This is a genomic window from Pseudoclavibacter sp. RFBA6, assembly GCF_002931575.1.
GTDB classification, from domain to species: domain Bacteria; phylum Actinomycetota; class Actinomycetes; order Actinomycetales; family Microbacteriaceae; genus Pseudoclavibacter; species Pseudoclavibacter terrae.
Genome location: NZ_PSUA01000010.1, coordinates 122,656 through 144,141 on the forward strand (window position 1 = coordinate 122,656; position 21,486 = coordinate 144,141).

21 protein-coding genes are annotated in these 21,486 nt (G+C 69.2%); 13 read left to right on the top strand and 8 right to left on the bottom strand.

The genetic code is table 11. The annotated features are described in order from the left end of the window. Positions 1-7: 7 nt before the first annotated feature. Both C5C17_RS06840 and C5C17_RS06845 read right to left on the bottom strand, forming a co-directional pair. Complete coding sequence (locus tag C5C17_RS06840; protein WP_104252633.1) at positions 8-790, bottom strand: response regulator; 783 nt, start codon at positions 788-790, stop codon at positions 8-10. Between the two features lie 40 nt (positions 791-830). Beyond that, on the bottom strand, positions 831-2,117 hold the full coding sequence (locus C5C17_RS06845; RefSeq protein ID WP_104252945.1) for an ATP-binding protein: 1,287 nt from the start codon (positions 2,115-2,117) through the stop codon (positions 831-833). A gap of 189 nt (positions 2,118-2,306) precedes the next feature. Here C5C17_RS06845 and C5C17_RS06850 point away from each other — a divergent pair, with 189 nt between their 5' ends. From C5C17_RS06850 to C5C17_RS06860, 3 genes are read left to right on the top strand one after another with little or no spacing between them, the layout of a single operon-like run. Beyond that, the gene (locus tag C5C17_RS06850) at positions 2,307-3,350 is read left to right on the top strand and encodes a tripartite tricarboxylate transporter substrate binding protein (protein WP_104252634.1); all 1,044 of its coding nucleotides are present in this window, start codon (positions 2,307-2,309) and stop codon (positions 3,348-3,350) included. Further along, positions 3,347-3,976 carry a tripartite tricarboxylate transporter TctB family protein gene (locus C5C17_RS06855; RefSeq protein ID WP_104252635.1) on the top strand — a complete coding sequence of 210 codons (630 nt, stop codon included), beginning with the start codon at positions 3,347-3,349 and terminating at the stop codon, positions 3,974-3,976. The genes C5C17_RS06850 and C5C17_RS06855 overlap by 4 nt, the downstream gene beginning before the upstream one ends. 1 nt (position 3,977) lies before the next feature. Further along, positions 3,978-5,519: a tripartite tricarboxylate transporter permease gene (locus tag C5C17_RS06860; RefSeq protein WP_104252636.1), complete on the top strand. Its 1,542-nt coding sequence runs from the start codon at positions 3,978-3,980 to the stop codon at positions 5,517-5,519. A gap of 19 nt (positions 5,520-5,538) precedes the next feature. Here C5C17_RS06860 and C5C17_RS06865 read toward each other — a convergent pair whose 3' ends face one another. Further along, entirely contained in the window at positions 5,539-6,471 is a 933-nt protein-coding gene (locus C5C17_RS06865; protein WP_104252637.1) for a LysR family transcriptional regulator, read from the bottom strand. Between the two features lie 71 nt (positions 6,472-6,542). Between C5C17_RS06865 and C5C17_RS06870 the strand changes: the two genes are divergently transcribed. Then, the gene (locus tag C5C17_RS06870) at positions 6,543-8,282 is read left to right on the top strand and encodes an L-aspartate oxidase (protein WP_104252638.1); all 1,740 of its coding nucleotides are present in this window, start codon (positions 6,543-6,545) and stop codon (positions 8,280-8,282) included. A gap of 211 nt (positions 8,283-8,493) precedes the next feature. After that, entirely contained in the window at positions 8,494-8,985 is a 492-nt protein-coding gene (locus C5C17_RS06875) for an SRPBCC domain-containing protein (RefSeq protein ID WP_104252639.1), read from the top strand. A gap of 89 nt (positions 8,986-9,074) precedes the next feature. Here the strand turns inward: C5C17_RS06875 and C5C17_RS06880 are convergent, their stop codons facing one another. Then, on the bottom strand, positions 9,075-10,844 hold the full coding sequence (locus C5C17_RS06880; protein ID WP_104252640.1) for a BCCT family transporter: 1,770 nt from the start codon (positions 10,842-10,844) through the stop codon (positions 9,075-9,077). 76 nt (positions 10,845-10,920) lie between these two features. After that, positions 10,921-11,865, bottom strand: a complete 945-nt coding sequence (locus C5C17_RS06885; RefSeq protein ID WP_104252641.1) for a flavin reductase — start codon at positions 11,863-11,865, stop codon at positions 10,921-10,923. Between the two features lie 117 nt (positions 11,866-11,982). Between C5C17_RS06885 and C5C17_RS06890 the strand changes: the two genes are divergently transcribed. The 8 genes from C5C17_RS06890 to C5C17_RS18565 all read left to right on the top strand — a co-directional run bounded on the left by C5C17_RS06890 (position 11,983) and on the right by C5C17_RS18565 (position 17,943). Continuing rightward, a complete protein-coding gene (locus tag C5C17_RS06890) occupies positions 11,983-12,690 on the top strand; it encodes a GntR family transcriptional regulator (protein WP_104252642.1) in 708 nt (235 codons plus the stop codon). A gap of 54 nt (positions 12,691-12,744) precedes the next feature. Further along, positions 12,745-13,401 (top strand): amino acid synthesis family protein, encoded by a 657-nt coding sequence (locus tag C5C17_RS06895; RefSeq protein WP_104252643.1) that lies wholly within the window; start codon positions 12,745-12,747, stop codon positions 13,399-13,401. Beyond that, the gene (locus C5C17_RS06900; protein ID WP_104252644.1) at positions 13,398-13,949 is read left to right on the top strand and encodes an amino acid synthesis family protein; all 552 of its coding nucleotides are present in this window, start codon (positions 13,398-13,400) and stop codon (positions 13,947-13,949) included. Before C5C17_RS06895 ends, C5C17_RS06900 begins: the two co-directional genes overlap by 4 nt. Before the next feature lie 13 nt (positions 13,950-13,962). Beyond that, positions 13,963-14,739, top strand: a complete 777-nt coding sequence (locus C5C17_RS06905) for an alpha/beta fold hydrolase (RefSeq protein WP_258066043.1) — start codon at positions 13,963-13,965, stop codon at positions 14,737-14,739. Next, positions 14,732-16,213, top strand: a complete 1,482-nt coding sequence (locus C5C17_RS06910) for an aldehyde dehydrogenase (RefSeq protein ID WP_104252645.1) — start codon at positions 14,732-14,734, stop codon at positions 16,211-16,213. Before C5C17_RS06905 ends, C5C17_RS06910 begins: the two co-directional genes overlap by 8 nt. A gap of 5 nt (positions 16,214-16,218) precedes the next feature. Next, on the top strand, positions 16,219-16,416 hold the full coding sequence (locus tag C5C17_RS06915) for a 4-oxalocrotonate tautomerase family protein (protein WP_104252646.1): 198 nt from the start codon (positions 16,219-16,221) through the stop codon (positions 16,414-16,416). A gap of 35 nt (positions 16,417-16,451) precedes the next feature. Further along, entirely contained in the window at positions 16,452-17,495 is a 1,044-nt protein-coding gene (locus C5C17_RS06920) for an LLM class flavin-dependent oxidoreductase (RefSeq protein ID WP_104252647.1), read from the top strand. A 187-nt stretch (positions 17,496-17,682) separates the two neighbouring features. Continuing rightward, positions 17,683-17,943, top strand: a complete 261-nt coding sequence (locus C5C17_RS18565) for a hypothetical protein (protein ID WP_151423234.1) — start codon at positions 17,683-17,685, stop codon at positions 17,941-17,943. Here C5C17_RS18565 and C5C17_RS06925 read toward each other — a convergent pair. The 3 genes from C5C17_RS06925 to C5C17_RS06935 all read right to left on the bottom strand — a co-directional run bounded on the left by C5C17_RS06925 (position 17,924) and on the right by C5C17_RS06935 (position 21,366). Continuing rightward, positions 17,924-18,847 carry a DUF1295 domain-containing protein gene (locus C5C17_RS06925; protein WP_104252648.1) on the bottom strand — a complete coding sequence of 308 codons (924 nt, stop codon included), beginning with the start codon at positions 18,845-18,847 and terminating at the stop codon, positions 17,924-17,926. The two genes, C5C17_RS18565 and C5C17_RS06925, sit on opposite strands and share 20 nt — an antisense overlap. A 66-nt stretch (positions 18,848-18,913) precedes the next feature. Continuing rightward, on the bottom strand, positions 18,914-20,776 hold the full coding sequence (locus tag C5C17_RS06930) for a long-chain fatty acid--CoA ligase (protein ID WP_104252649.1): 1,863 nt from the start codon (positions 20,774-20,776) through the stop codon (positions 18,914-18,916). A gap of 137 nt (positions 20,777-20,913) precedes the next feature. Next, on the bottom strand, positions 20,914-21,366 hold the full coding sequence (locus C5C17_RS06935; RefSeq protein ID WP_104252650.1) for a DoxX family protein: 453 nt from the start codon (positions 21,364-21,366) through the stop codon (positions 20,914-20,916). Between the last annotated feature and the right edge of the window lie 120 nt (positions 21,367-21,486).

Sequence of the window (21,486 nt, forward strand, 5' to 3'; positions counted from 1 at the left end):
CCGCCGGTCAGCGCTCGGGGGAGGGAGACAACCGGTAGAGCACCTGCGGCCGCCCGCGCTTGCCGTACCGGTGCGCGAGATCGATCACGCCCGTGTCAACGAGGTGGTCGAGGTAGCGTCTCGCCGTCGCACGGGAGATGTCGCACGCCTCTGCCACGTCGAGCGCCGTCGCGGGGATCACCGGGTCGAGCACCGCGACGACCCGCTCGAGCGTGACCTGGGCCAGCCCCTTCGGGAGGCTGGCCGGCGGCGGGGCCCCGGTCCGGCCCGCGCTCGAGTGGCTTCGAGGCGAGGCGTGCTGGCGGATGCTCCCGGTCGCCAGCAGCCGGTCGATCTCGCCCTGGCCGAGTGGTCGTTCTCGGTCGCTCTCGGAGCTCGCTCGGCGCTCGGCACTGTACAGGTCGAGTCGCTCCTGGAGGGCCGCCTGGGTGAACGGCTTGATGAGGTAGCCGACGACGTGCGCCGCGAGGGCCTGTCTCACCGTGGTCTGGTCGCGGGACGAGCTGATCACCAGCACGTCCGGCACCCTCGCTCCGAGGGTCCTGAGCCGGTGCAGCACCTCGACGCCACTGATGTCGGGGAGTCGCATGTCCAGCAGCATGAGGTCGACCCCGTTCATGCTCTGCGCGAGTGCAGACTCACCCGTGCTGGCGGTGCCGGCAAGCGAGAACCCGGGGGTCTCGGCGACGAACCCGCTGTGCAGCGCCCGAGCCCCGCGATCGTCGTCGACGACGAGTACCCGGATCGGGCTCGCAGCCGGACGCAGGCTCTGCTCGGTGCTGTGACTCATCGCGCTCCTCGTCTCATGGCAGCTTCCGCTTCGACCGCGGTCACGCCGGCCGCTCGATCTCGAAGCTGAAGCGCGTTCCGCCGAGTCGCGACGGCCCGACTTCGATGGTGCCACCGCGCGAGGTGACCGTGCGGCGCACGAGTTCGAGGCCGATGCCCCGTCCGAGACCCGTGGGGTCCGCCTTGGACGAGAACCCGGGAGCGAAGATGCGACCGCTCGCTTCGGGGTCCAGACCTGGACCGTCGTCGTCGACGAGCCCGAAGATGCGGTTGCCGCTCTCGCGAAGCGTGCAGCGCACCCGGGATGCGCCTGCCTCGCCGGCGTTGCGGCAGAGGTTCGCGATGACGGTCACGACCCCGTCGTCGATGTCCTCGTCGAGCTCAAGATCGAAGCTCGCGTGCGCCCCCAGCTCGTGCAGCTCAGCCCGCACCGCCTGTGTCGTGGCGTCGAGGAGGGGCTGGTGGATGCTCGCGTCGGTGCTGTCGGGGGCACCGGCCCCTGCCGTCCGAACCGGCACGACCTCGTCGATGTACTCGAGCGCGTCCTGGGTGTCGCCTCTCGAGACCAGGCCGTGGACCACGTGCATGCGGGTGCTGAACTCGTGAGACTGCTCCCGGAGGGCGGTTGTGGTCCGTTGCATCTGCGCGTGCTCGGCGGCGAGCGCGTCGAGTCTGCGGAAGCGGTGCTCGACCGCGAAGGCGAGGGCCGAGCTGGCGAGCGTGCCGAGGACGAGCGCGCTGATCGTCCAGGGGAGGAGCTCTCCGAGGGCCTCGGCGCTCTCCGCGGAGATGCTCGACTCGAGGACGCCGACGGCGACCATGCCGACGATGGTGCCGTCGTCCCCGAACACCGGGACCTTCGCGCGCAACGATGGGCCGGACGCACCTTCCTGCGTCCCGAGATACGGCTCCCCGGCGAGCACGGACGCGTTGGCCGTGGAGACCTGCACGCCGCGTTCGGCGGGGTCCGGATGCGTGATGCGCACGCCCTCGTCATCGGTGACGACGACGTAGTAGACGCCCGTCGCGTTCTCCACGAGGTGGGCGAGCGGCTGCAGGTCATCGGTGGCCCCGGCGAGGTCATCCGCGTTCGCGAGCGCCGACGTGGTGCCCGCGTTCGCCACGGCTTCGAGCGCGTCCCGCACCTCATCCAGCTCCGCGAGGCTCGACGCGACCTCCTGCACGCGCTCGGCGGTCGTCTCGCGCAGCTCTCGCTCCTGCGCGGAGAAGGCGATCACGGCCGTGAGCGAGACGGAGGCGAGCGTGATGAGACTCGGCACCACGAGCATCCCGAGGCGCACGGCCCGCTGGCTGAGCTTGAACGGCATCGTCATCCTCACCTCCCGCGCCCCAGGACTGGCTCCGAGCTGCGCCTCGAACACCCCCAGGCGATGCCTCTTCGCACCGCGGCTCACGAGCACTTATGAGCACAACTCCTCGTGGAGCTCCCCGCGTTGGAGCGCGATGCAATCCTAAGGCGATATTGCGGAGACAACGATGTCCGCGCGAATGGAGCAATGATGATCCGAGAAACGAAAGAGCCGGCGGCACCGGACGAACCGGGTAGGCAGGCCAAGTCCGGCGGCAGGCGCGTCGTCGGCCGCGTCATCGGCGGGGTCGTAGCCGCCGCGTCGATCGCCGTCGCGAGCTTCGGCTCGATCACCTCCGCCGCGGCGGGTCAGGACATCAACGCGTCGATGACGATCATCGCCCCGGCGGCTGCCGGTGGTGGATGGGACACCGTCGCCCGCGAACTGCAGCAGGCGCAGAAGGCCAACGGGCTCGTCAACAACGTGCAGGTGGTCAACATGCCAGGGGCCGGCGGGACGATCGCGCTCGGCAATGTTTCTGTCCTGGATGGCGAACCCAACAACCTCCTCGTCGGAGGGACCGGCCTGCTGGCCGCCACCATCCAGTACGACTCCGCGGCGAAGCTCGAAGATGTCACGCCGCTCGCGGTGCTGGTCGAGGAGTACGACGTCATCGTCGTCCCAGCCGACTCCCCGTACGAGACCCTCGAGGACCTCGCCACGGCATGGAAGGCCGACCCGAAGTCCATTCCATGGACGGGCGGCGGCTCGTTCGACCAGCTCGTGGTGACCGACCTCGCGCTGAGCGCAGGCATCGAGCCCGTCGACAGCACCTACATCTCGTCTGACGGCGGCGGCGAGGCCATCCAGGCGCTCCTCAACGGAACGGCGCAGGCCGCGGCAGGAGGCTACGCGGACAACATCGACCAGATCGAGGCCGGCAGGCTGCGCGCCCTCGCGGTCGTGGCGAAGGAGCCCATCGAAGGCGTCGACATTCCGACAGCCGCCGAGCAGGGCTACGACATCTCGCTCACGAACTGGCGCTCGATCCACGCTCCCTCCGGCTTGACCGAGGAGCAGACGGGCGCCCTCGCCGAACTCGTGGTCGAGACGACCCAGACACCCGAGTGGCAGGACGCCATCGACAGGTACCACTGGAACGAGCGCCTCATCATCGGCGACGAGCTCGACACCTTCCTCGCTGAAGAGGAACTGCGCATCAAGGAGCTCTACGAGGAGATGGGACAATGACGCACCACGCGAACCCGACGGCCGCGTCAGCGGTCATCGGCGGAGACCTGACCTTCGCCGCCGGCCCGAGCAAGACGGCCACCCTCCTCAAGGGACTGACGATGCCGCTGGTCATCGCAGCCTTCGCCACCTACCTCGTCTTCGGTATCTTCACGATGAAGGTGCCAGAGGGCGCCGACTTCCCTGGACCGCAGTTCTTCCCCGGCCTCATCGCTGCCGGCCTGTACCTCTTCGCGGTGCTGCTCGCCGTCGGTGCTGTCCGGGAGATGCGCGCGACCGCGGCCTCCGCGTCGACCATGACCGAGGAGGAGCTTCTCGCCCGTGCACTGGCCGACGACGAGGCGCTCGCCGCGGCGGGTGCAGCAGACGCACCGCGCAAGGTGCGCGTCGACGTGAAGTCCTTCGCCTGGGTCGTCGGCTCGTTCCTGGTGTTCTCGCTGACGCTCGACCTGCTCGGCTGGGTCATCGCAGCCGCCCTCCTCTTCTGGTGCGTGGCCCGCGGCTTCGGTTCCACGAAGCCGGTGGCGAGCCTCGTCGTGGGCTTCACGCTGAGCTCGCTCGCCTACATCGCCTTCGACATGGCACTCGGCATGTCGCTCCCGTCCGGCATCCTCGGAGGTATCTGACATGGAAACGCTCGAACTCCTCATGGAGGGGTTCGCCGGTGCCCTCACCTGGCAGAACCTCATGTGGGTCTTCGTCGGGTGCCTCCTCGGCACCGCCGTCGGCGTGCTGCCGGGCCTCGGCTCCTCGATGGCGGTCGCCCTCCTGCTGCCCGTCACGTTCTCCCTCGAGCCGACGGCCGCGTTCATCATGTTCGCCGGCGTCTACTTCGGCGGCCTCTTCGGCGACTCGACCATGGGCATCCTGATGAACACGCCAGGCCAGGCGTCAGCCATCGCCTCCACGTTCGAGGGGCACAAGATGGCCCTGAACGGCCGAGCCGCTCAGGCGCTCGCGACGGCTGCCATCGGCGCATTCATCGGTGGCTTCGTCGCCTCGATCGTGGTGGTCTTCCTGGCCCCTGCGCTTGCCGACTTCTCCAGCAGCTTCGGGCCGGCGGAGTTCTTCGCCCTCGCAGTGTTCGCGTTCGCGGCGACCTCCACCGTGGTCACCGACAACGTCGTCAAGGGGCTCACGGCCCTGTTCATCGGCCTCGGCGTCGCCGTCATCGGCATCGACGGCGTCTCCGGCGCCCCGCGCTTCACGATGGACTCCCCGCAGCTGTTCGACGGCATCTCGCTGGTGACGGTGACGGTCGCGGTCCTCGCGCTCGGTGAGGTCATCTACGTCGCCTGCCTCGAGCGGCACGTCAGCGACAAGGGCCTTATCCGCCCGAAGGGTCGCCCGTGGTTGAGCCGCAAGGAGTTCAAGGAGGCCACGCCGGCCTGGCTGCGTGGCACCGTCATCGGTCTGCCGTTCGGTGTGGTGCCGGCCGGTGGCTCCGAGATCCCCACGTTCCTCGCCTTCGGCGTGGAGAAGCGACTGGATGCGCGCCGCAAGGACCCGCAGTTCGGCAAGGGCGCGATCAGGGGCCTCGCAGCCCCGGAGGCGGCTGGCAACGCGACGACGGGCATGGCGATGGGTGCGCTCCTGGCGCTCGGCCTCCCCATCTCGGCGACGGCGGCGATCATGCTCGCCGCGTTCCGTCAGTACGGCCTGCAGCCGGGCCCGTTGCTCTTCGATCGCGCCCCCGAGCTGGTCTGGGCGCTGCTCGCGAGCTTCTTCATCGCCATGGTGGTGCTGCTCGTCCTGAACCTGCCGTTCGCGATGCTGTGGGCGAAGCTGCTCCTGATCCCTCGCCCCTACCTGTACGCGGGCATCACGATCTTCTGCGCGCTCGGCATCTACGCCACGTCGGGTTCGACGTTCGACCTGCTCATGCTGCTCGGGGTCGGCCTGCTCGGCTTCCTGATGCGGGCTCTCGACTTCCCGATCGCACCCCTCATCATCGGCATGGTCCTCGGCCCGCTGGCCGAGACGAGCCTGCGGGATGCGGCGATGAGTGCCAACGGCGACTTCTCCGTGCTCGTGCAGGGGCCGATCGCGATCGCGCTCTACACGCTCCTGGCGCTGGTGCTCGCCTTCACCGTGCGCGGCCGCCTCGTGGCTCGCAAGCGTGCGAAGCAGGAGCAGAAGGAAGAGGAGCTCAGCTCCTCAGCACGATAGCCCTCAGGTGCGCGAGGGTTCAGACGCTGCTGGTTCCCGGCGTCTGGCCGACCATGGCGGCGGCGATCGTTTCGATCGTCGCCGCCATGGCGCGTGCGGCGCGTGAGAGGGGCACGTCGCTCCGGTGCGCGAGGCTCACGGTGCGCTGCAGGTTCGAGTCGGTGAGGCGGGCCGAGCGGAAGCCCTGCCGCCCACGCAGCACCATTGCCGGCACGACCGCCACGCCGAGGCCCAGCTCCACGAACCGGAGCACCGCATCCATCTCGGGGCCCTCCACGATCACGTTCGGATGCAGGCCCGCCTCGACGTAGGCGGCCTCCGTGGCCGCGCGGAGGTCGTAGCCGCGATGGAAGACCACCTGCGGCTTGGCGGCGAGCTCCGTGAGCGTGAGCGTGGGGGAGTCGAGCGCGGCCGTGCCCTGCGCCGCGGAGACGACGAGCAGCTCCTCGTTGAGCAGAGGAACCCTCGAGAGGGTCGCGCGCGGCGTCTGCCGGGACTCGGGGGTCGTGATGAGCGCCAGGTCGAGTGCGCCTTCCGCGAGCTGCTCGATGAGACCCTGCGAGCCGCTCTCCGAGACGTGCAGCTCGATGCCGGGATGCGACGCGTGGAACGACTGCAGCGCATCCGCGACAAGGCTGACGCAGAGCGACGGGGTCGCCCCGAGGCGCACCGTGCCGCGCTGCAGGTCGGCGAGCTCCGCCATCTCGCGGCGCACCGAGTCGGCGTCGGCGAGCATGCGCCGCGCGAGCGGGAGGAGGGACTCGCCAGCGTCGGTGAGCGCCACCCGGCCCGGCGTGCGGTTGAAGAGCGGCGCCCCGAGGTCCTGCTCGAGGGTCGAGATCTGTCGGCTCAGGGAGGGCTGCGCGAGGTGCAGCACCTCGGCCGCCCGCGTGAAATGCCCCTGCGAGGCGACCTCGACGAAGCTCCGCAACTGGTCCAAGTTCATGGCCATAGCCTACGTGCATCGCCACGAGCAGGACTATGCATTGGAGTAATGACGCTGGGCTCTCTACCGTTGCTGACATGACACCGACCAAGTCCATCGAACGCCAGATCTCCACCACCGTGCTGGTCATCGGAACCGGCGGTTCCGGCCTGCGCGCCGCCATCGAAGTCGCCGAGCAGGGCGTCGACGTGCTGGCCGTCGGCAAACGCCCCAAGCATGACGCGCACACGTCCCTCGCCGCGGGCGGCATCAACGCAGCGCTCGGAACCATGGACGAGGAGGACAGCTGGCAGCAGCACGCCGCCGACACCATCAAGGAAAGCTACTGGCTCGCCAACCCGCACACCGTCGAGATCGTGACCCGCGGCGCCGAGCAGGGCATCCGCGACCTCGAGCGCTACGGCATGGGCTTCCAGCGCGAGGGCGACGGACGCATCTCGCAGCGCTTCTTCGGCGCCCACAAGTTCCGCCGCACCGCCTTCGCCGGCGACTACACCGGACTCGAGATCCAGCGCTCCCTCGTCGCCCGCAGCGAGCAGCTCGACATCCCGATCCTCGACACCGTCTACATCACGCGCATCCTCGTGAGCGACAACGTCGTCTTCGGCGCCTACGGCTTCGACATCAACGACGGAACCCGGTACCTCATCCACGCCGACTCCGTGATCCTCGCCGCGGGCGGCCACAACCGCATCTGGCGACGCACCTCCTCCCGCCGCGACGAGAACACGGGCGACTCGTTCCGCCTCGCCGTCGAGGCCGGCGGGCGACTCCGCGACCCGGAGCTCGTGCAGTTCCACCCGTCCGGCATCATCGAACCCGAGAACGCGGCCGGAACCCTCGTCTCCGAGGCCGCCCGCGGCGAGGGCGGCATCCTCACCAACGGCCTCGGGGAGCGCTTCATGGAGCGCTACGACCCCGAGCGCATGGAGCTCTCGACCCGCGACCGCGTGGCGCTCGCCGCGTACACGGAGATCAAGGAGGGGCGCGGCACCGCGAACGGAGGCGTCTGGCTCGACGTGTCGCATCTGCCCCGCGAGACCATCATGAACCGCCTCCCGCGCATCTACCAGCAGATGCTGGAGCTGCAGATGCTCGACATCACGGAGAAGCCGATCGAGATCGCCCCGACCGCGCACTACTCGATGGGTGGCGTGTGGGTTCGCCCCGACGATCACAGCACCGACGTCGACGGCCTCTACGCCATCGGCGAGGCCTCCAGCGGACTGCACGGCGCGAACCGCCTCGGCGGCAACTCGCTCATCGAGCTGCTCGTGTTCGGCCGCATCGTCGGCCAGGCAGCCGTCGCCCACTCCGGGGGACTGGATGCGCAGCGCCGCTCGGCAGCCGCCGTCGCGCAGGCACGCGGCGAGATCAACGACCTCCTGTCGGCCGATGGACGCGAGAACGTGCGCGCCCTGCAGCGCGCCATCCGCGACACGATGACGGAGTACGCGGGCGTCGTGCGCGACGAGGACGGGCTGAAGGCGGGCATCGCGGCTCTGGACCTCATCGAGTCGCGCATGGAGGATGTCGGCATCCACCCCGACATCGCCGGTTTCCAGGACCTCGCGCACGCCTTCGACCTCAAGTCGTCGGCGCTCGCCGCACGCGCCACGCTGGAGGCGGCCCTCGAGCGCCGCGAGACGCGTGGCTGCCACAACCGCAGCGACTTCCCCGAGCTCGACCCGGCAATGCAGGTGAACCTCGTGTGGTCGCCGAGCGGCGGCATCACGCGCGAGGAGATCCCGCCAGTGCCCGCCGAGATCGCCGAGCTCATCGGCGAGGTCTCCGTCGAGGGCAAGCTCGTCGAATAGCGAGCTCTCGGGTCTGGTGCCCGCGCCCCGGTGGCGGTGTTGTGGTCGTCAAACGGCAGCTGACGCGACCACAAGTCCGCTCCCGCGGGTGGTTCCACGAACCGCACCTCGTTCTTCGGGACCTGAACGGCGATTCAGCCCGGTCCTCGTCGACTACCCGCTCGCGGTCTGCCAGGATCGGGCTGTTCGTCATCGCAGAACTGGAGCACCATTGTCCGCTAAATCCTTCACCCCTGAACTCGACCTCACGCTGAGTCGCGTCATCCACGCACCGAGGTACGTCGTCTGGCGAGCCTGGACCTCACCAGAGCTGCTTGCGACCTGGTGGACCCCGGCCCCTACGCAGTCGCGCATCGAGCAGCTCGACGTCCGACCGGGCGGAGCGTTCGTGACGCGGATGAGCGACGACGGCGAGACCTTCGTGCCCCATACCGACGGCATCTTCCTGTCCGTCGAAGAGGGCTCCCGGCTGGTCTTCACGAACGCGGTGACGTCGGCGCTGCGCCCGGCGGCACCGGCCCCCATCTCGATCGTCGCCGAGATCTCGTTCGCGGAGCACGCGGACGGCACGGAGTACACAGCCGTCGTACGCCACGCCGACTCAGCAGCCCGCGCCCTGCACCTCGAACTCGGCTTCCACGAAGGCTGGGGAGCTGTCACGGAAGCGCTGGCCGTGCTGTCCGAACGTCTCGCGGGAGAGTGACCAAGCGTCCCGTGGGGCGGAAATGCCGACCCACGGGACGCTTGAGTTCTGAGCCTGAGTTCTCTGCGTCAGCCGTCAGCGCGCAGCTCTCAGCGCCCTGCGGGGGCCCCGGTCTGCTGCTGCTTTCCCTCTGGCCGTTCCGCGGGTCCATGCACCGGTAGGCGCAGGACCCCGGTCCGCAGATCCTCGCGACGCACGTCCTTCGTGTAGTCGAAGTGCGGGTCCTCGCGCAGCTGCAGGATGAGGGAGACTCCGAGCAGCGCGACGATGATCGTGAACGGCAGCGCCGACAGCATCGCTGCCTGCTGCAAGGCCGCGAGCCCGCCCGTGAGGAGCAGCAGCGACGCGCAGAGGCCCGTGAGGAGGCCCCACACGGTGAGCACCGGCTTGGCCGGTTCGAGCGCACCTCGAGACGAGAGCATGCTCAAAACGAACGTGTTCGCGTCGGCGCCTGAGATGAAGAACAGGACGACGAGGATGATCGCGATCACCGAGGTGATCTCCACGAGCGGCAGGTTCGAGAGCATCTCGAAGAAGGCCGAGTTCACGTCGGCAGTGGCTGCGGTCCCGATGCTGCCGTCGCCGTCGAGGTCGAACTTGATCGCGGAACCGCCGAAGATCGTGAACCAGCCGAAGAACACGAGGCTCGGCACGACCATGACGCCGAGCACGAACTGGCGGATGGTGCGCCCGCGCGAGATCTTCGCGAGGAAGACGCCGACGAACGCACCCCAGCTCAGCCACCAGGCCATCATGAAGTAGGTCCACCACTGCATCCACTGCCCGTCGTCCGCGGTGAGCGGCGTGGTGAGGCTCATCTCGAAGAAGTTGCTCACGTAGGCCCCGGTGGAGCGCACGAAGAGGTTCGTGATGAAGTTCGTGGGCCCGACGAAGAACACGAAGATGCCGAGCGCGACCGAGGCCAGCATCGTCGCCTGGGAGATGTACTTGATGCCGCGGTTCACGCCGGAGAGGGCCGAGAGCGTGAAGATGATGGTGATCACGGCGATGACGAGGATCTGGACGAACGTGTCCGTCGGCAGGCCCATCACCCGGTTGAGGCCCTCCGTGATCTGGGAGGCGCCGAGCCCCAGCGAGGTCGTCGTGCCGAAGAGCGTCGCGATGATGGCGAACACGTCGATGACGTTGCCGAGCACCCCGTCGACGCGGTCGCCGAAGATCGGCCGCAGCATGGGGGAGACGAGCCCCGTGTTGCCCTTGCGGTGCGTCGAGTAGGCGATCGCCACGCCGAACACTCCGAACACGGCCCACGCGTGGGGGCCCCAGTCGAAGTAGGAGAACTGCATTGCGACGACGGCGGCCTCGACCGTGCCGGACTCGGCGAGCCCGTGCGGGGGCGTCACGAAGTGCGAGATGGGTTCTGCGACGCCGTAGCTGATGAGGCCCACGCCCATCACGGCGGAGAGGATCATCGCGAGCCACGCCCACGTGCTGAACTCGGGGCGGTCCGTGTCCGCGCCGAGGCGGATGCGCCCGAAGCGGCTGCAGGCCAGGTACACGAGGAGCCCGATGCAGCCCATGGTGACGAGGAGGTACGACCAGCCGACCGTGGCTGAGGCCCAGTTGATGGCGGCGGTCATGGAGCCGTTGAGGGTGTCAGGGGAGATCGCCGCCCAGGAGACGAACGCCAGGATGAGGGCGATCGACGACCAGAAGACGACGCCTGGCCGGTGGCGGAGCGCGTCCGCGGCCGCTTGCGCGCGGCTCGGCGCGCCGAGTGGTTCGAGGCCGTGGCCCGCGAACTGCGGGTCATCCTGGTCGCTGGGATCCGCGTAATCCGAGAAGCCGGGTCCGCGCCCCGACCACCGTTCCTTGCTGGAGGTGCGTCGAGAGTTCATGTGTTGCTCCACTTCGTGATGTGGCATGGCCCAGGTGGGCAGGTGGCCGCGCGCAGCTGCGCGCGGCCGTGGGGGATCAGAGCTGCGAGAGCCCGCGTCCGTCGAAGAACTTGCCGGCCTTGTAGAGGATGGGCGCGTCGTCGGTGGTCGTCGCGTGGTGCACGCGGCCGATGAAGATGGTGTGCGTGAGCGCCTGGAAGCGCTCCTTGATCTCGACCTCGATCGAGGCTGAGGATCCGTCGATGAGCGGGCTTCCCTCGGGCGCTTCGTGCCAGGTGATGTCGGCGAACTTGTCTGCGCTCTTCGAGGCGAAGGTCGCGAGCACGTCCTGCTGCTCGCTCGACAGGATGTTGATGCCGAGGTTCGTGGAGCGGAAGAGCGACGGGTAGGTGGAGGAGGACTTCTGCACGCACACGAGCACGAGGGGCGGGTCGAGCGAGACCGAGGAGTAGGCGCTCACGGCGAGCCCGCGCGGCTTTCCGTCTTCATCCTTGGTCGTCACGACGGTGACGCCGGAGATGAACTGCTTGTTGAACGCCTTGAGCATCTCGCGCGGGGGAGCCGTGGACTCGTCCGCGTAGTCGGCGTCGCTGTCCTCGAACGCGGAATGCAGTGAGGGGAGGCCGAGGTGCGTGAGGAGCTCGGCGGAGTCCCAGGTGACGCGCTCGTGGGAGACGAGGCCGTCTCTAAGCGTGGCGTAGTTGGATCCGTTCGTGATGACGCGCTTGCCGGTCGGGGGGACAGTGCCGAGCGGCTGCGTGAACGTTCCGTCTGAGGTCCAGAAGACCGCCAACGCGTCGTCTTCCACGAGGACGCGATCGATGCGCGTGACCAGGTCGGGGAACGCGGCGCGCACCTCGGTGACCTCCTGCTTGAACTCGTCGAGTGTCGAGACTCGACCTGACCTTGTGCTCTCGCGCTGGTAGTCCGGGGTCACGAGGGCTTCGAACGCACCGAAGTCACCCCGATCCCACGCGTCGGACCATGCAGCTGCGACAGCATCTTTGATGTTTGCTTGCATGCAACGGAGCGTAACCCCGTGGTCATGCATGCGTCAACGGTTGGTTGTAAACGTTGTGTTTCCTGGGAAATGCTCCGTTCGTTGACAATTCTGTGGCATGCCAGATAGCGTTCTTGTATGCAACAGATCACGCCCCTGGGGCTCAGCGATGAGGCCTACGCCGACCTCCCGCTTCTCGAGCGCCTCCGCCGCCTGGTCACGAGCGGCACCTACCCTCCGGGCGATCCCATGCCCGAGCTGGTGCTCGCTCAGGAATTCGGGGTGAGCCGAACACCCATCCGGGAGGCGCTCAAGCAGCTCGAGAACGAGGGGCTCGTCGAGATCCGTCCGCGCGTCGGAACGTTCGTGCGCACCCCCACCCGGCGTGAGATCGTCGAGCTCTTCCAGCTCAAGGAGTCCCTGGAGGGCCTCGCCGCCAACCTGCTCGCCCGCCGCGGGCCGACCTCCGAGCTGGCGACCCTCTCGCGCAACCTCGACGAGAGCGACGCCGCGGTCCACGACGGCGACACCGCCGAGTACGCACGGCTCGTCCACGAGTTCCACTGGACGATCGTGCTCGGAGCCGACAACGCCAAGCTCGCCGAGCACTACGAGCGGCTCATGAACCAGCTCGCGTACCACCGCATCGTGCTCCGCACCATCGAGCGGCCGGGCCGACTGCTCGCCTCCAACCACGAGCACCGCGCCGTCGTGCGCTCCATCGTCGAGAAGGACGCCATCGGGGCCGAGTTCGCGATGCGCACCCACGTCGAGGCCTCGAGCCGAGCAGCGCTCGCCCCGGCCGACCACGGCAACCCAGCCGACAGCGAGCCCGCCCACGCCTGAACCGCGCCGAGCACCCCACGCTCAGATGATCAGCACCGACCACCAGGAGTCACCATGACCACCACCGCCACAGCGGCAGCGCCGCGCGGGGACGCATTCGCGGACCGAGCGCTCGCGCTCGGCGTCCGCAGAATCTTCACCGCCTACGAGGACGTCATCTCCGACGGCGGCGTCGACGCGCCCACCGCCATCCGCCAGGCCAGCGCGGTCGCCGTCGTCCGCAACCCGTGGATCGGCGAGGGGCCGCTCGCCGACCTCACCGAGGCCACCGCCGAGGTCGCTCCCATCGTCGCGAAGCTCCTCAGCGACCGTCTGCTCGCCGCCCTCGGCGGTGCCGACCGTGTCGAAGCGTTCGGGAAGGCGGCGGTGGTCGGCCTGGACGGCGAGATCGAGCACGCCGGTGCCCTCATCCACACGCCTTACTTCGGCAACCTGCTTCGCGAGTTCCTCGAGGGCACCTCGATCATCTGCTTCTCCGACACGCGAGCCGACGCGGGCGGCGACCTCCGGGTGCCCCTGTGGCACAAGACGGCCGCCGCCACGCGCAGCCACTACCAGTCACTCGACGTGCACCTCGCGGATGCGCCGCACCGCGACGAGATCGCGGTCATCGCGGTCGCATCCTCCGGCCCCCGACCCCACCCCCGGATCGGCGACCGGACCACGGACGTGCCGGTCACATCCGACATCCTGAAAGGAATCGAAGCATGAAGGTTCGCAAGATCATCACCATCGTCGACGAGACGCTCATCGAGGGCGGACGAGAGGTCTCCCCGTCGGCGCGCACCGCCGTCGTCGCGGCCATCATCGACAACCCGTGGGCCGGACAGGGGTTCGTCGACGACCTCAGCGCCGGCATCGACGCGGTCGCCTCCGACCTCGGTGCCCTCCTCGCGCCCCGCGTCATCGAAGCGCTCGGCGCTCCGCTCGAGGCCTACGGCAAGGCCGCCATCATCGGCCTGAACGGGGAGATCGAGCACGGCTCCGCGATCATCCACACGCTCAAGTTCGGCGACCACTTCCGCAAGGCGGCGAACGCGAGCACGCTGCTCCCCGCCGTCGAGAAGCGCGGACCCGCCGGTGTGGCGTTCGACATCCCCCTCAAGCACTTCACCGACGCCACCATCCGCTCCCACCACCAGTCGTTCGAGGTGCGGATCGCGGACGCGCCGCATCCCGACGAGATCCTCATCGCCCTCGCCGGTGCGGCGCAGGGGCGCCCGCAGCAGCGGCTCGCGGCGCTCTCCACCGAGCTGTAGGCGAGAACCCGCCGTGAGCTCGACCGAGGCGCAGACCCCCATCGTGCTGCTGCACGGAGTGGGGCTCGATCGAACGATGTGGGCTCCCGTCGCGGAGCTCCTCGGCCACCGGGCCGTCGCACTCGATCTCCCTGGCCACGGAGCCCAGTCGCCGCTGCGCGCCCCCACGTCGCTCGCCGACTTCGCGGCCGACGTGGAGCGGCGTCTCCCAGACGGGCCGATCCACCTCGTCGGCTTCTCGCTCGGCGCCCTCGTCGCGCAGCACATCGCGAGCCGCGCACCGGAGCGCGTCGCGACGCTCACCTGCGTCAGCTCGGTCTGCAGGCGCACACCGGATGAGCGTGCCGCGGTGCTCGCGCGTCTCGCATCGGCGCGCACCGACTTCGGCGCGACCGTCGAGCGCTCGCTCGAGCGCTGGTACTCGGGCAGCGGCGTTTGCGCCGCGACGGTCGCCGAGACGAGGCGAGTGCTCGAAGCCAACGACGTCGAGTCGTTCGGGCACGCCTACGAGATCTTCGCGACCGGCGACCAGCAGGTGTCGGCGGCACTCGGCGCGATCACGGCGCCGACCCTCGCCATCACGGGCGACCTCGACCCAGGATCGACCCCGGACATGACCCGCAGGCTGGCCGAGGCCATCCCCGCGGCGCGGACCCGCATCGTCGCCGGGGTCCGGCACATGCTCCCGGTCGAAGCACCCTCGACGCTCGTCGACGAGCTCGAAGCGCTCATCGGCGGCGCCGCACCTCACCCCACCCCCAGGCATCACGAAGGAGCACACCATGACTGACCGCTACGGCCACTTCATCGACGGGTCCTGGCGCGACCCCGCCGGTGGCGCCTACTTCGAGAGCATCAACCCGGCCACGCTGGAGGTGCTCTACGAGGCGGCCCGCGGCGATGGGGCCGACGTCGAGCTGGCCGTCGCAGCGGCAAGGCGCGCGTTCGAAGCGCCCAGCTGGAGCGGCCTCACCGCGACGCAGCGGGGGAAGCTGCTCCGCCGCCTCGGCGACCTCGTCGCGGAGAACGCCGACGAGCTCGCCCGCCTCGAGAGCCTCGACAACGGCAAGCTCCTCCGCGAGATGCGCGGCCAGCTCGCCTCCCTGCCCGAGTACCTCTACTACTACGGCGGGCTCGCCGACAAGATCCAGGGCTCGCAGATCCCGACAAGCAACCTGCAGATCCTCAACTACACGCAGCACGAACCGCTCGGCGTGGTCGGCGCGATCACGCCGTGGAACTCTCCACTCACCCTCACGACGTCCAAGCTCGCCCCAGCGCTCGCCGCCGGGAACACCGTCGTCATCAAGCCGAGCGAGTACACGTCGCGCACCGTGCTCCGCTTCGCGCAGCTCGCGAGCGAGGCGGGCTTCCCAGACGGCGTCGTCAACGTCGTCACGGGATACGGGGCCGAGGCGGGCGCCGCGCTCGTCGAGAACCCAACGATCGCGAAGATCTCGTTCACCGGGTCGACGCGCACGGGCTCCGCGATCGCAGCCAGCGCCGCGGCACGCTTCATCGGATGCACGCTCGAGCTCGGCGGCAAGAGCCCGAATATCGTGTTCGGCGACGCGAACATCGAGAACGCGGCGATGGGCGTCATCGCCGGCATCTACGCGGCCGCGGGGCAGACCTGCATCGCCGGCAGCCGCGTCTTCGCGCACAGGTCCGTCTACGACGAGCTGCTCGAGCGCGTCTCGACGCGCGCGAAGTCGATCGTCATCGGAGACCCCCTCGACGACGCGACCGAGCTGGGACCCCTCGCGTTCGGCGACCAGCTCGACAAGGTCCGCTCCTACGTCGGCATCGGCGTCGACGAGGGCGCAACCCTCTACGCGGGCGGAGGCCGGCCAGACGTCACGCTTCCCGGGTACTACTTCGAGCCGACCGTGCTCACCGACGTCACGAACAGCATGCGCGTCGTCCGCGAGGAGATCTTCGGACCGGTCGCCGCGATCATGCCCTTCGACACCGAGGACGAGGTCGTCAGCCTCGCCAACGACACCGAGTTCGGTCTCGCCGCCGGCGTCTGGACGCAGAACCTCGCGAGAGCCCACCGCATGTCGCGGCGGCTCGAGGCCGGCACGATCTGGGTCAACACCTACCGCGCCATGTCACCCATGTCGCCGAGGCAGGGGTTCAAGAGCTCCGGCGTCGGCATCGAGCACGGCATCGAGTCGATGCACGAGTACACCCGCCTCAAGAGCGTGTGGATCAACACCGACGAGTCGCCCGTCGCAGACCCCTTCGTGATGCGGGGGTAGGGGCCATGCCACTCATCGACATCTCCATCGCCAAGGGGCGCACACCCGAGCAGCTCCGCGCCCTCATCGACGGCGTCCACCGCGTCGCCGAAGAGACCGTCGGGGCAGCGCCCGAGAACATCACCGTCGTCGTCCGCGAGATCGAGCACGAGCACTGGTCGCGCGGCAACACGACGATCGCAGAACGAGCCCGCCGCAGCTGACCGCGGAGCACATCCACTCTCGAAAGGACACGACAATGCGTTTCTCTCTGTTCATCCACATGGAGCGCTGGGACGACTCCGTCAGCACCGAGCAGCTGTTCGCGGAGCTCGTCGAGCTGACGCTGCTCGCCGAGAAGGCCGGCTTCAGCACGGTCTGGATCGGCGAGCACCACTCCATGGAGTACACGATCTCGCCGAGCCCCATGCCGCAGCTCGCGTACCTCGCCGCGGTCACCACGAAGATCCGTCTCGGCGCCGGCACCATCATCGCCCCCTTCTGGAACCCGCTCCGGGTGGCCGGCGAGACGGCGCTGCTCGACGTCATCAGCGGCGGCCGCGCCGAGGTGGGTCTCGCCAGAGGCGCCTACCAGTTCGAGTTCGACCGTCTCGCCGGCGGCATGCCGGGCAAGGAAGGCGGGCAGCACCTGCGCGAGCTCATCCCCGCCGTGCGCGAGCTGTGGCAGGGCGACTACGCGCACGACGGCGAGATCTGGCAGTTCCCCGTCTCGACGAGCGTGCCCAAGCCGGTGCAGCAGCCGACGCCGCCGATGTGGGTGGCCGCGCGCGACCCCGACACGCACGACTTCGCCGTCGCCAACGGCTGCAACGTCATGGTGACGCCGCTCATGAAGGGCGACGAGGAAGTCGCGGACCTCGTGAGCAAGTTCGAGACGGCTGTGGCGAACCATCCCGAGGTTGCGCGCCCCGAGATCATGGTGCTGCGCCACACCTACGTGCACGACGAGGCCGACCCTGAGGGGTGGCGTCCAGCCGCGGAAGGCGTCAACAAGTTCTACCGGACGTTCGACGCCTGGTTCGGCAACAAGACCGACCCCGTCGACGGGTTCCTCGAGCCGAGCCCTGAGGCGAAGTTCGCCGAACGACCCGAGTTCACGCCCGAGTCGCTGCACCGGACGGCGATGATCGGCACCCCAGAAGAGGTCATCACCCGACTCCGCGAGTACGAGGCGCTCGGCGTCGACGAGTTCAGCTTCTGGAGCGACAACTCCCTCTCCCACGAGCAGAAGAAGCGCTCGCTCGAGCTGTTCATCGAGCAGGTCGTTCCCGAGTTCTCGTAGGACCCCACGAGGCGGCGGACAGGCGGGCGGGTGCTTACAGGCATCCGCCCGCAGCTGCACCTCCGTCCTCCGACGTGGCGAGGAGCATCTCCGGCACCAGGAGGAGGGATGTCGGTCGCTCGGGGGAAGCCCCGCCCGGGTCGGCTCCGTAGCGTTGACCGCAACGGGAACGACGATGGGAGATGACATGGACAGCACGCAGCAGGACGGCACTCGAGGTGGCGGCGCCAACGGCTCGACCCAGATGGGGACCGGCATCGCCGTCGGGCTCGCCGTCGGAGTCGCGCTCGCCCTCATCCTCGACAGCTGGGCGATCGGTCTGGGGGTCGGCTTGGTTCTCGGCATCGTGACAGGCGCGGTCCTCGACCGACTCGCCAAGCGTGGCCGGCGTCAAGGGGACCCAGGTCTCGAGGATCCCCGTCCGGGCGCTACGCCTTCGGACTCGTGAGCCGCGGCAGCAGCACCGGCGTCTCGCGCTTGTACGTCTCGTAGTCGGCGTCGCCGCCCCACTTCCTGTCAGCCTTCGCTTCCAGGAGCGGCACGCCACTCACGCGGAGGAGCAGGAGCGCGACGAAGACCGGCGAGATGAGCGCGACCCACTGCCAGCCCACGAGGACGGGCGCGGCGACGATGGCGACGCCCACCCACAGGAGGATCTCGCCGAAGTAGTTGGGGTGGCGGGAACGCGACCACAGGCCCGTGCGGATGAAGCGACCCTTGTTCGCGGGGTCAGCCGTGAAGGCGTTCTTCTGCAGGTCGGCAACGACCTCGATGATGAACCCGGCCGCCCACACGACCATGCCGACGATCCCCAGCCAGCCGAACGGCTCGCGGTCGTCGGTGCCTCCCGCGATCGCGATCCACGCGGCGGCCGCGGTGAGGCTCACCCACAGCCCCTGCATGATCCAGACGCGCAGGAAGCGCAGCTTGTCGCCCTTGATGTCGTCGAAGCGGTCGTCGGAGCCGGAGCGGTGGATGCGCGCGAACAGGAACGACCCGAGGCGAAGCGCCCACAGGACGACCATGGCCCCGAGGACCCAGGCGCGTGCATCTGGTTCGGGCGCCGCGACGAGGAGACCAACCGTCACGATGATGAACGTCGCGCTTCCCGTGAGGTCGAAGAAGCGCTCCGTCTTCGCAGCTGCAGACGGCAGGTAGACGAGGACTTGGATGAGGAAGGCCGCCGCGACCGCCCACGCGTAGAGGGGGACGCCGGCGAGCTGCGTCCCGCCCTGGCTCCCGGCGAGGGCGACGAGGGCCCCGATGGCGACCGCGATGAGAATCGTGACGATCGTCGCCGTGTGCTTCTTTCCTGCGGTGGTGCCGCTGCTCGCGGTGGTTTCGCTGCTCATGCTGGTGCCTCTCGAGGCGTCGGGCGCGGTGGCCGGTGAACGGGAAAAGGAGGGAGTGGCCGTGCGTCAGGCGTACAGGGCCGCGACGGCGTCGGTGCTGCGCTGCAGGACGGCGGCGCGCTTGAGCTTCAGTGTCGGCGTGATGAAGGTGGGGTCTTCGAGGTCCGTCGCGATGAGCGTGAAGCGTCGGACCTGCTCGCTCCGGGCGACGAGCGCGTTTGCCCGGTCGACGGCCGCCTGCACGTGGTCCCGCGCTCGTGCATCGACGACGGTGAGCAACTCGTGGTGCGCGGGGTCCGGGTGGGTGGCGGCGGCGATCTCGGCCGAGAATTCAGCAAGCGCCTCAGGGTCGAGGATGATGAGCGCCGACAGGTAGTTGCGGCCCTCGCCGATCATGACGGCGTGCGAGACGAGCGGGTCGGCTTCGACCGACGACTCCCACCTCATGGGCACGATGGTCTTGCCGTTCGAGGTGACGATGACGTCCTTGAGGCGCCCCTCGAGGACAACCCGGCCCTGCTCGTCGAGCCGGCCGAGGTCGCCCGTCCGGAAGAACCCGTCGATGAAGGCGTCGCGGTTGTGCTCCGGGTTGCGGTAGCCGCTGAACACGCCGATGCCGCGGGCGAGGATCTCGCCATCGTCGCTGATGCGGACCGTGGAGCCGGGGAGCGGACGGCCGACGGTGCCGGAGCGGATGTCGCTCGGCAGGTTCCCGGTGAGCGGCGCCGTCGTCTCGGTGAGGCCGTAGCCCTCGATGACGGGCACGCCGATGCCGCCGAAGAACAGGGACAGGTCGGCGTCGAGGGTCGCACCGCCGGAGAGCACGTGGGTGACTCGGCCGCCCATGACCTGCCGGAGGCGGCTGAAGAAGATCCGATCGAAGGCGGCGTGGCGCAGGCGCAGGCCGAGCGGGGCCCGCGTCCCTGGGGCGGTCGTCTCCTGGAACTCGCCCCACCCGATGGCGGTGCGCTGCGCTGAGGCCCACACTCTGGCGAGGCCGCTGCCGGCGGCCTTGGCCCCTGCTGCGGCCTGGATCTTCTGCAGCACGCGGGGCACGACGACGAGGAACGTCGGCGTCAGCTGGCCAAGTGTCCCGACGACAGCGGCCGGGTCGGCGAGGTGCGCGATGCGCATGCCGCTGGCGAGGCAGATGAGCTGCAGGCCTCGCGCGAGCACATGGGCGAGGGGCAGGAAGATGATCGTGTTGCCAGCCGGGTGCACGACCTCGCCGTAGGCGGCCGCGATGTTCAGCACCTGACCGAGGAAGTTCTCATGCGTCAGCACCGCGCCCTTGGGCTCGCCGGTCGTGCCGGACGTGTAGACGATGGTGGCGGGGGAGTCGGGCGTCGCGAGCAGTCGCCGCTCTTCGAGTGCTTCGTCGGCGACGCCTGCCCCCAGCGCGGCGAGCCGCTCGAGGTCGCGGCCCTCGCCCTGGCCGGGCGCGGCATCCAGCGACCACACGCCCAGTGCATCCGAGCCGCGTTCGGAGAGCGGCGCGTCGAGAAGCTGCACATGCTGGGTGCTGCCGCCGAAGGCGAGCACGACGCGGGCGTCGTGGATGATCGCGGCGACCTGCGTGGGTGCCGACGTCTCGTAGATCGGCACGACGACGGCGCCCGCGAACCAGACCGCGAGATCTGCGACGGCCCACTCGTACCGGGTCGGGGCCATGATGGCGATGGAGTCGCCGGGGCGCACCCCGAGCGCGACGAGGCCCTTCGCGACGGCGCGCACCGTGTCGGTGTACTCGCGCGTCGAGACCTGGCGCCAGGCGCCGGACGGAGCGGCGGGGTCGATCGGGACGTCGAACGCCGCATGGTCGGGAGCCGCTTCGAGGCGGCGGACGAGCAGGTCGGTGACGTTCCGGTAGGTGCCCGCTGCCCCGATGGTCTCGGGGCCCACGAGGAGAGGGGTGGTCGATTCCAGCACTGCAGCCGCCTTTCGCGCGCCGGGTCACTTCACCCGTACGCGAGGGATTCGGAGCAGGGGGGCCGGTGGATTGGACCGTATCGCAAACACAGGGCGGATGAGCACGACCCGCCGGAAATACCTAGGCAGGCTAGGTATCAGGCGACCTGGGCTGCTGTCTGGCGCTCGGAGCGGGGCTCGCGGCTGCTGCGCGGGCGGCGGACGAGCGCATCCGCCGCCCATCGGCCGCCACCGGTCAGGACGAGGGCGATGCCGATCAGTGCGAGCACGAGCACGAACTCGTATCCGCCGTCCTGGGCGAAGAAGCCGGCGGTGAAGTGCACGGTGAACATGGCCCCGAGGGAGACGATCGCGAGCAGGGCGGCCGCGACCCGCGTGAGGAGACCGACGATGAGCAGGGCTCCCGCGACGATCTCGACGAAGGGGAGCGCTGCTCCTGCGACGTCGGCGAGGGGCACGCCGAGGCCCGCGAGCATCTCCTGCACGCCGCCGATCCCGGTCGTCGTGAGCTTCTGGATGCCGTGCAGCAGCATGGTGGCGCCGAGGGCGAGACGGAGGATGAGCAGTGCGGCGTTCGCTGAAGATGACATGCGGACGACGGTAGGAAGGGCGGGCCGCCGGAACCTGGGAAGCCTGGCCAGTGGTGCTCCCCGGGGCCAGCTGCGGGCTCCGCGCGATGAGTTCGGCCTGAGAGCCGGGGTTCACTCGAT

What these genes read in the sequence shown, in the direction of transcription:
- C5C17_RS06895 (WP_104252643.1), top strand. Translation starts at nt 12,745, where the DNA reads ATGACCACCACCGCCACAGCGGCAGCGCCGCGCGGGGACGCATTCGCG.
- C5C17_RS06850 (WP_104252634.1), top strand. Translation starts at nt 2,307, where the DNA reads ATGATGATCCGAGAAACGAAAGAGCCGGCGGCACCGGACGAACCGGGT.
- C5C17_RS06855 (WP_104252635.1), top strand. Translation starts at nt 3,347, where the DNA reads ATGACGCACCACGCGAACCCGACGGCCGCGTCAGCGGTCATCGGCGGA.
- C5C17_RS18565 (WP_151423234.1), top strand. Translation starts at nt 17,683, where the DNA reads ATGGACAGCACGCAGCAGGACGGCACTCGAGGTGGCGGCGCCAACGGC.
- C5C17_RS06840 (WP_104252633.1), bottom strand. Translation starts at nt 790, where the DNA reads ATGAGTCACAGCACCGAGCAGAGCCTGCGTCCGGCTGCGAGCCCGATC.
- C5C17_RS06910 (WP_104252645.1), top strand. Translation starts at nt 14,732, where the DNA reads ATGACTGACCGCTACGGCCACTTCATCGACGGGTCCTGGCGCGACCCC.
- C5C17_RS06935 (WP_104252650.1), bottom strand. Translation starts at nt 21,366, where the DNA reads ATGTCATCTTCAGCGAACGCCGCACTGCTCATCCTCCGTCTCGCCCTC.
- C5C17_RS06880 (WP_104252640.1), bottom strand. Translation starts at nt 10,844, where the DNA reads ATGAACTCTCGACGCACCTCCAGCAAGGAACGGTGGTCGGGGCGCGGA.
- C5C17_RS06865 (WP_104252637.1), bottom strand. Translation starts at nt 6,471, where the DNA reads ATGGCCATGAACTTGGACCAGTTGCGGAGCTTCGTCGAGGTCGCCTCG.
- C5C17_RS06915 (WP_104252646.1), top strand. Translation starts at nt 16,219, where the DNA reads ATGCCACTCATCGACATCTCCATCGCCAAGGGGCGCACACCCGAGCAG.
- C5C17_RS06870 (WP_104252638.1), top strand. Translation starts at nt 6,543, where the DNA reads ATGACACCGACCAAGTCCATCGAACGCCAGATCTCCACCACCGTGCTG.
- C5C17_RS06900 (WP_104252644.1), top strand. Translation starts at nt 13,398, where the DNA reads ATGAAGGTTCGCAAGATCATCACCATCGTCGACGAGACGCTCATCGAG.
- C5C17_RS06925 (WP_104252648.1), bottom strand. Translation starts at nt 18,847, where the DNA reads ATGAGCAGCGAAACCACCGCGAGCAGCGGCACCACCGCAGGAAAGAAG.
- C5C17_RS06890 (WP_104252642.1), top strand. Translation starts at nt 11,983, where the DNA reads ATGCAACAGATCACGCCCCTGGGGCTCAGCGATGAGGCCTACGCCGAC.
- C5C17_RS06885 (WP_104252641.1), bottom strand. Translation starts at nt 11,865, where the DNA reads ATGCAAGCAAACATCAAAGATGCTGTCGCAGCTGCATGGTCCGACGCG.
- C5C17_RS06845 (WP_104252945.1), bottom strand. Translation starts at nt 2,117, where the DNA reads ATGCCGTTCAAGCTCAGCCAGCGGGCCGTGCGCCTCGGGATGCTCGTG.
- C5C17_RS06920 (WP_104252647.1), top strand. Translation starts at nt 16,452, where the DNA reads ATGCGTTTCTCTCTGTTCATCCACATGGAGCGCTGGGACGACTCCGTC.
- C5C17_RS06860 (WP_104252636.1), top strand. Translation starts at nt 3,978, where the DNA reads ATGGAAACGCTCGAACTCCTCATGGAGGGGTTCGCCGGTGCCCTCACC.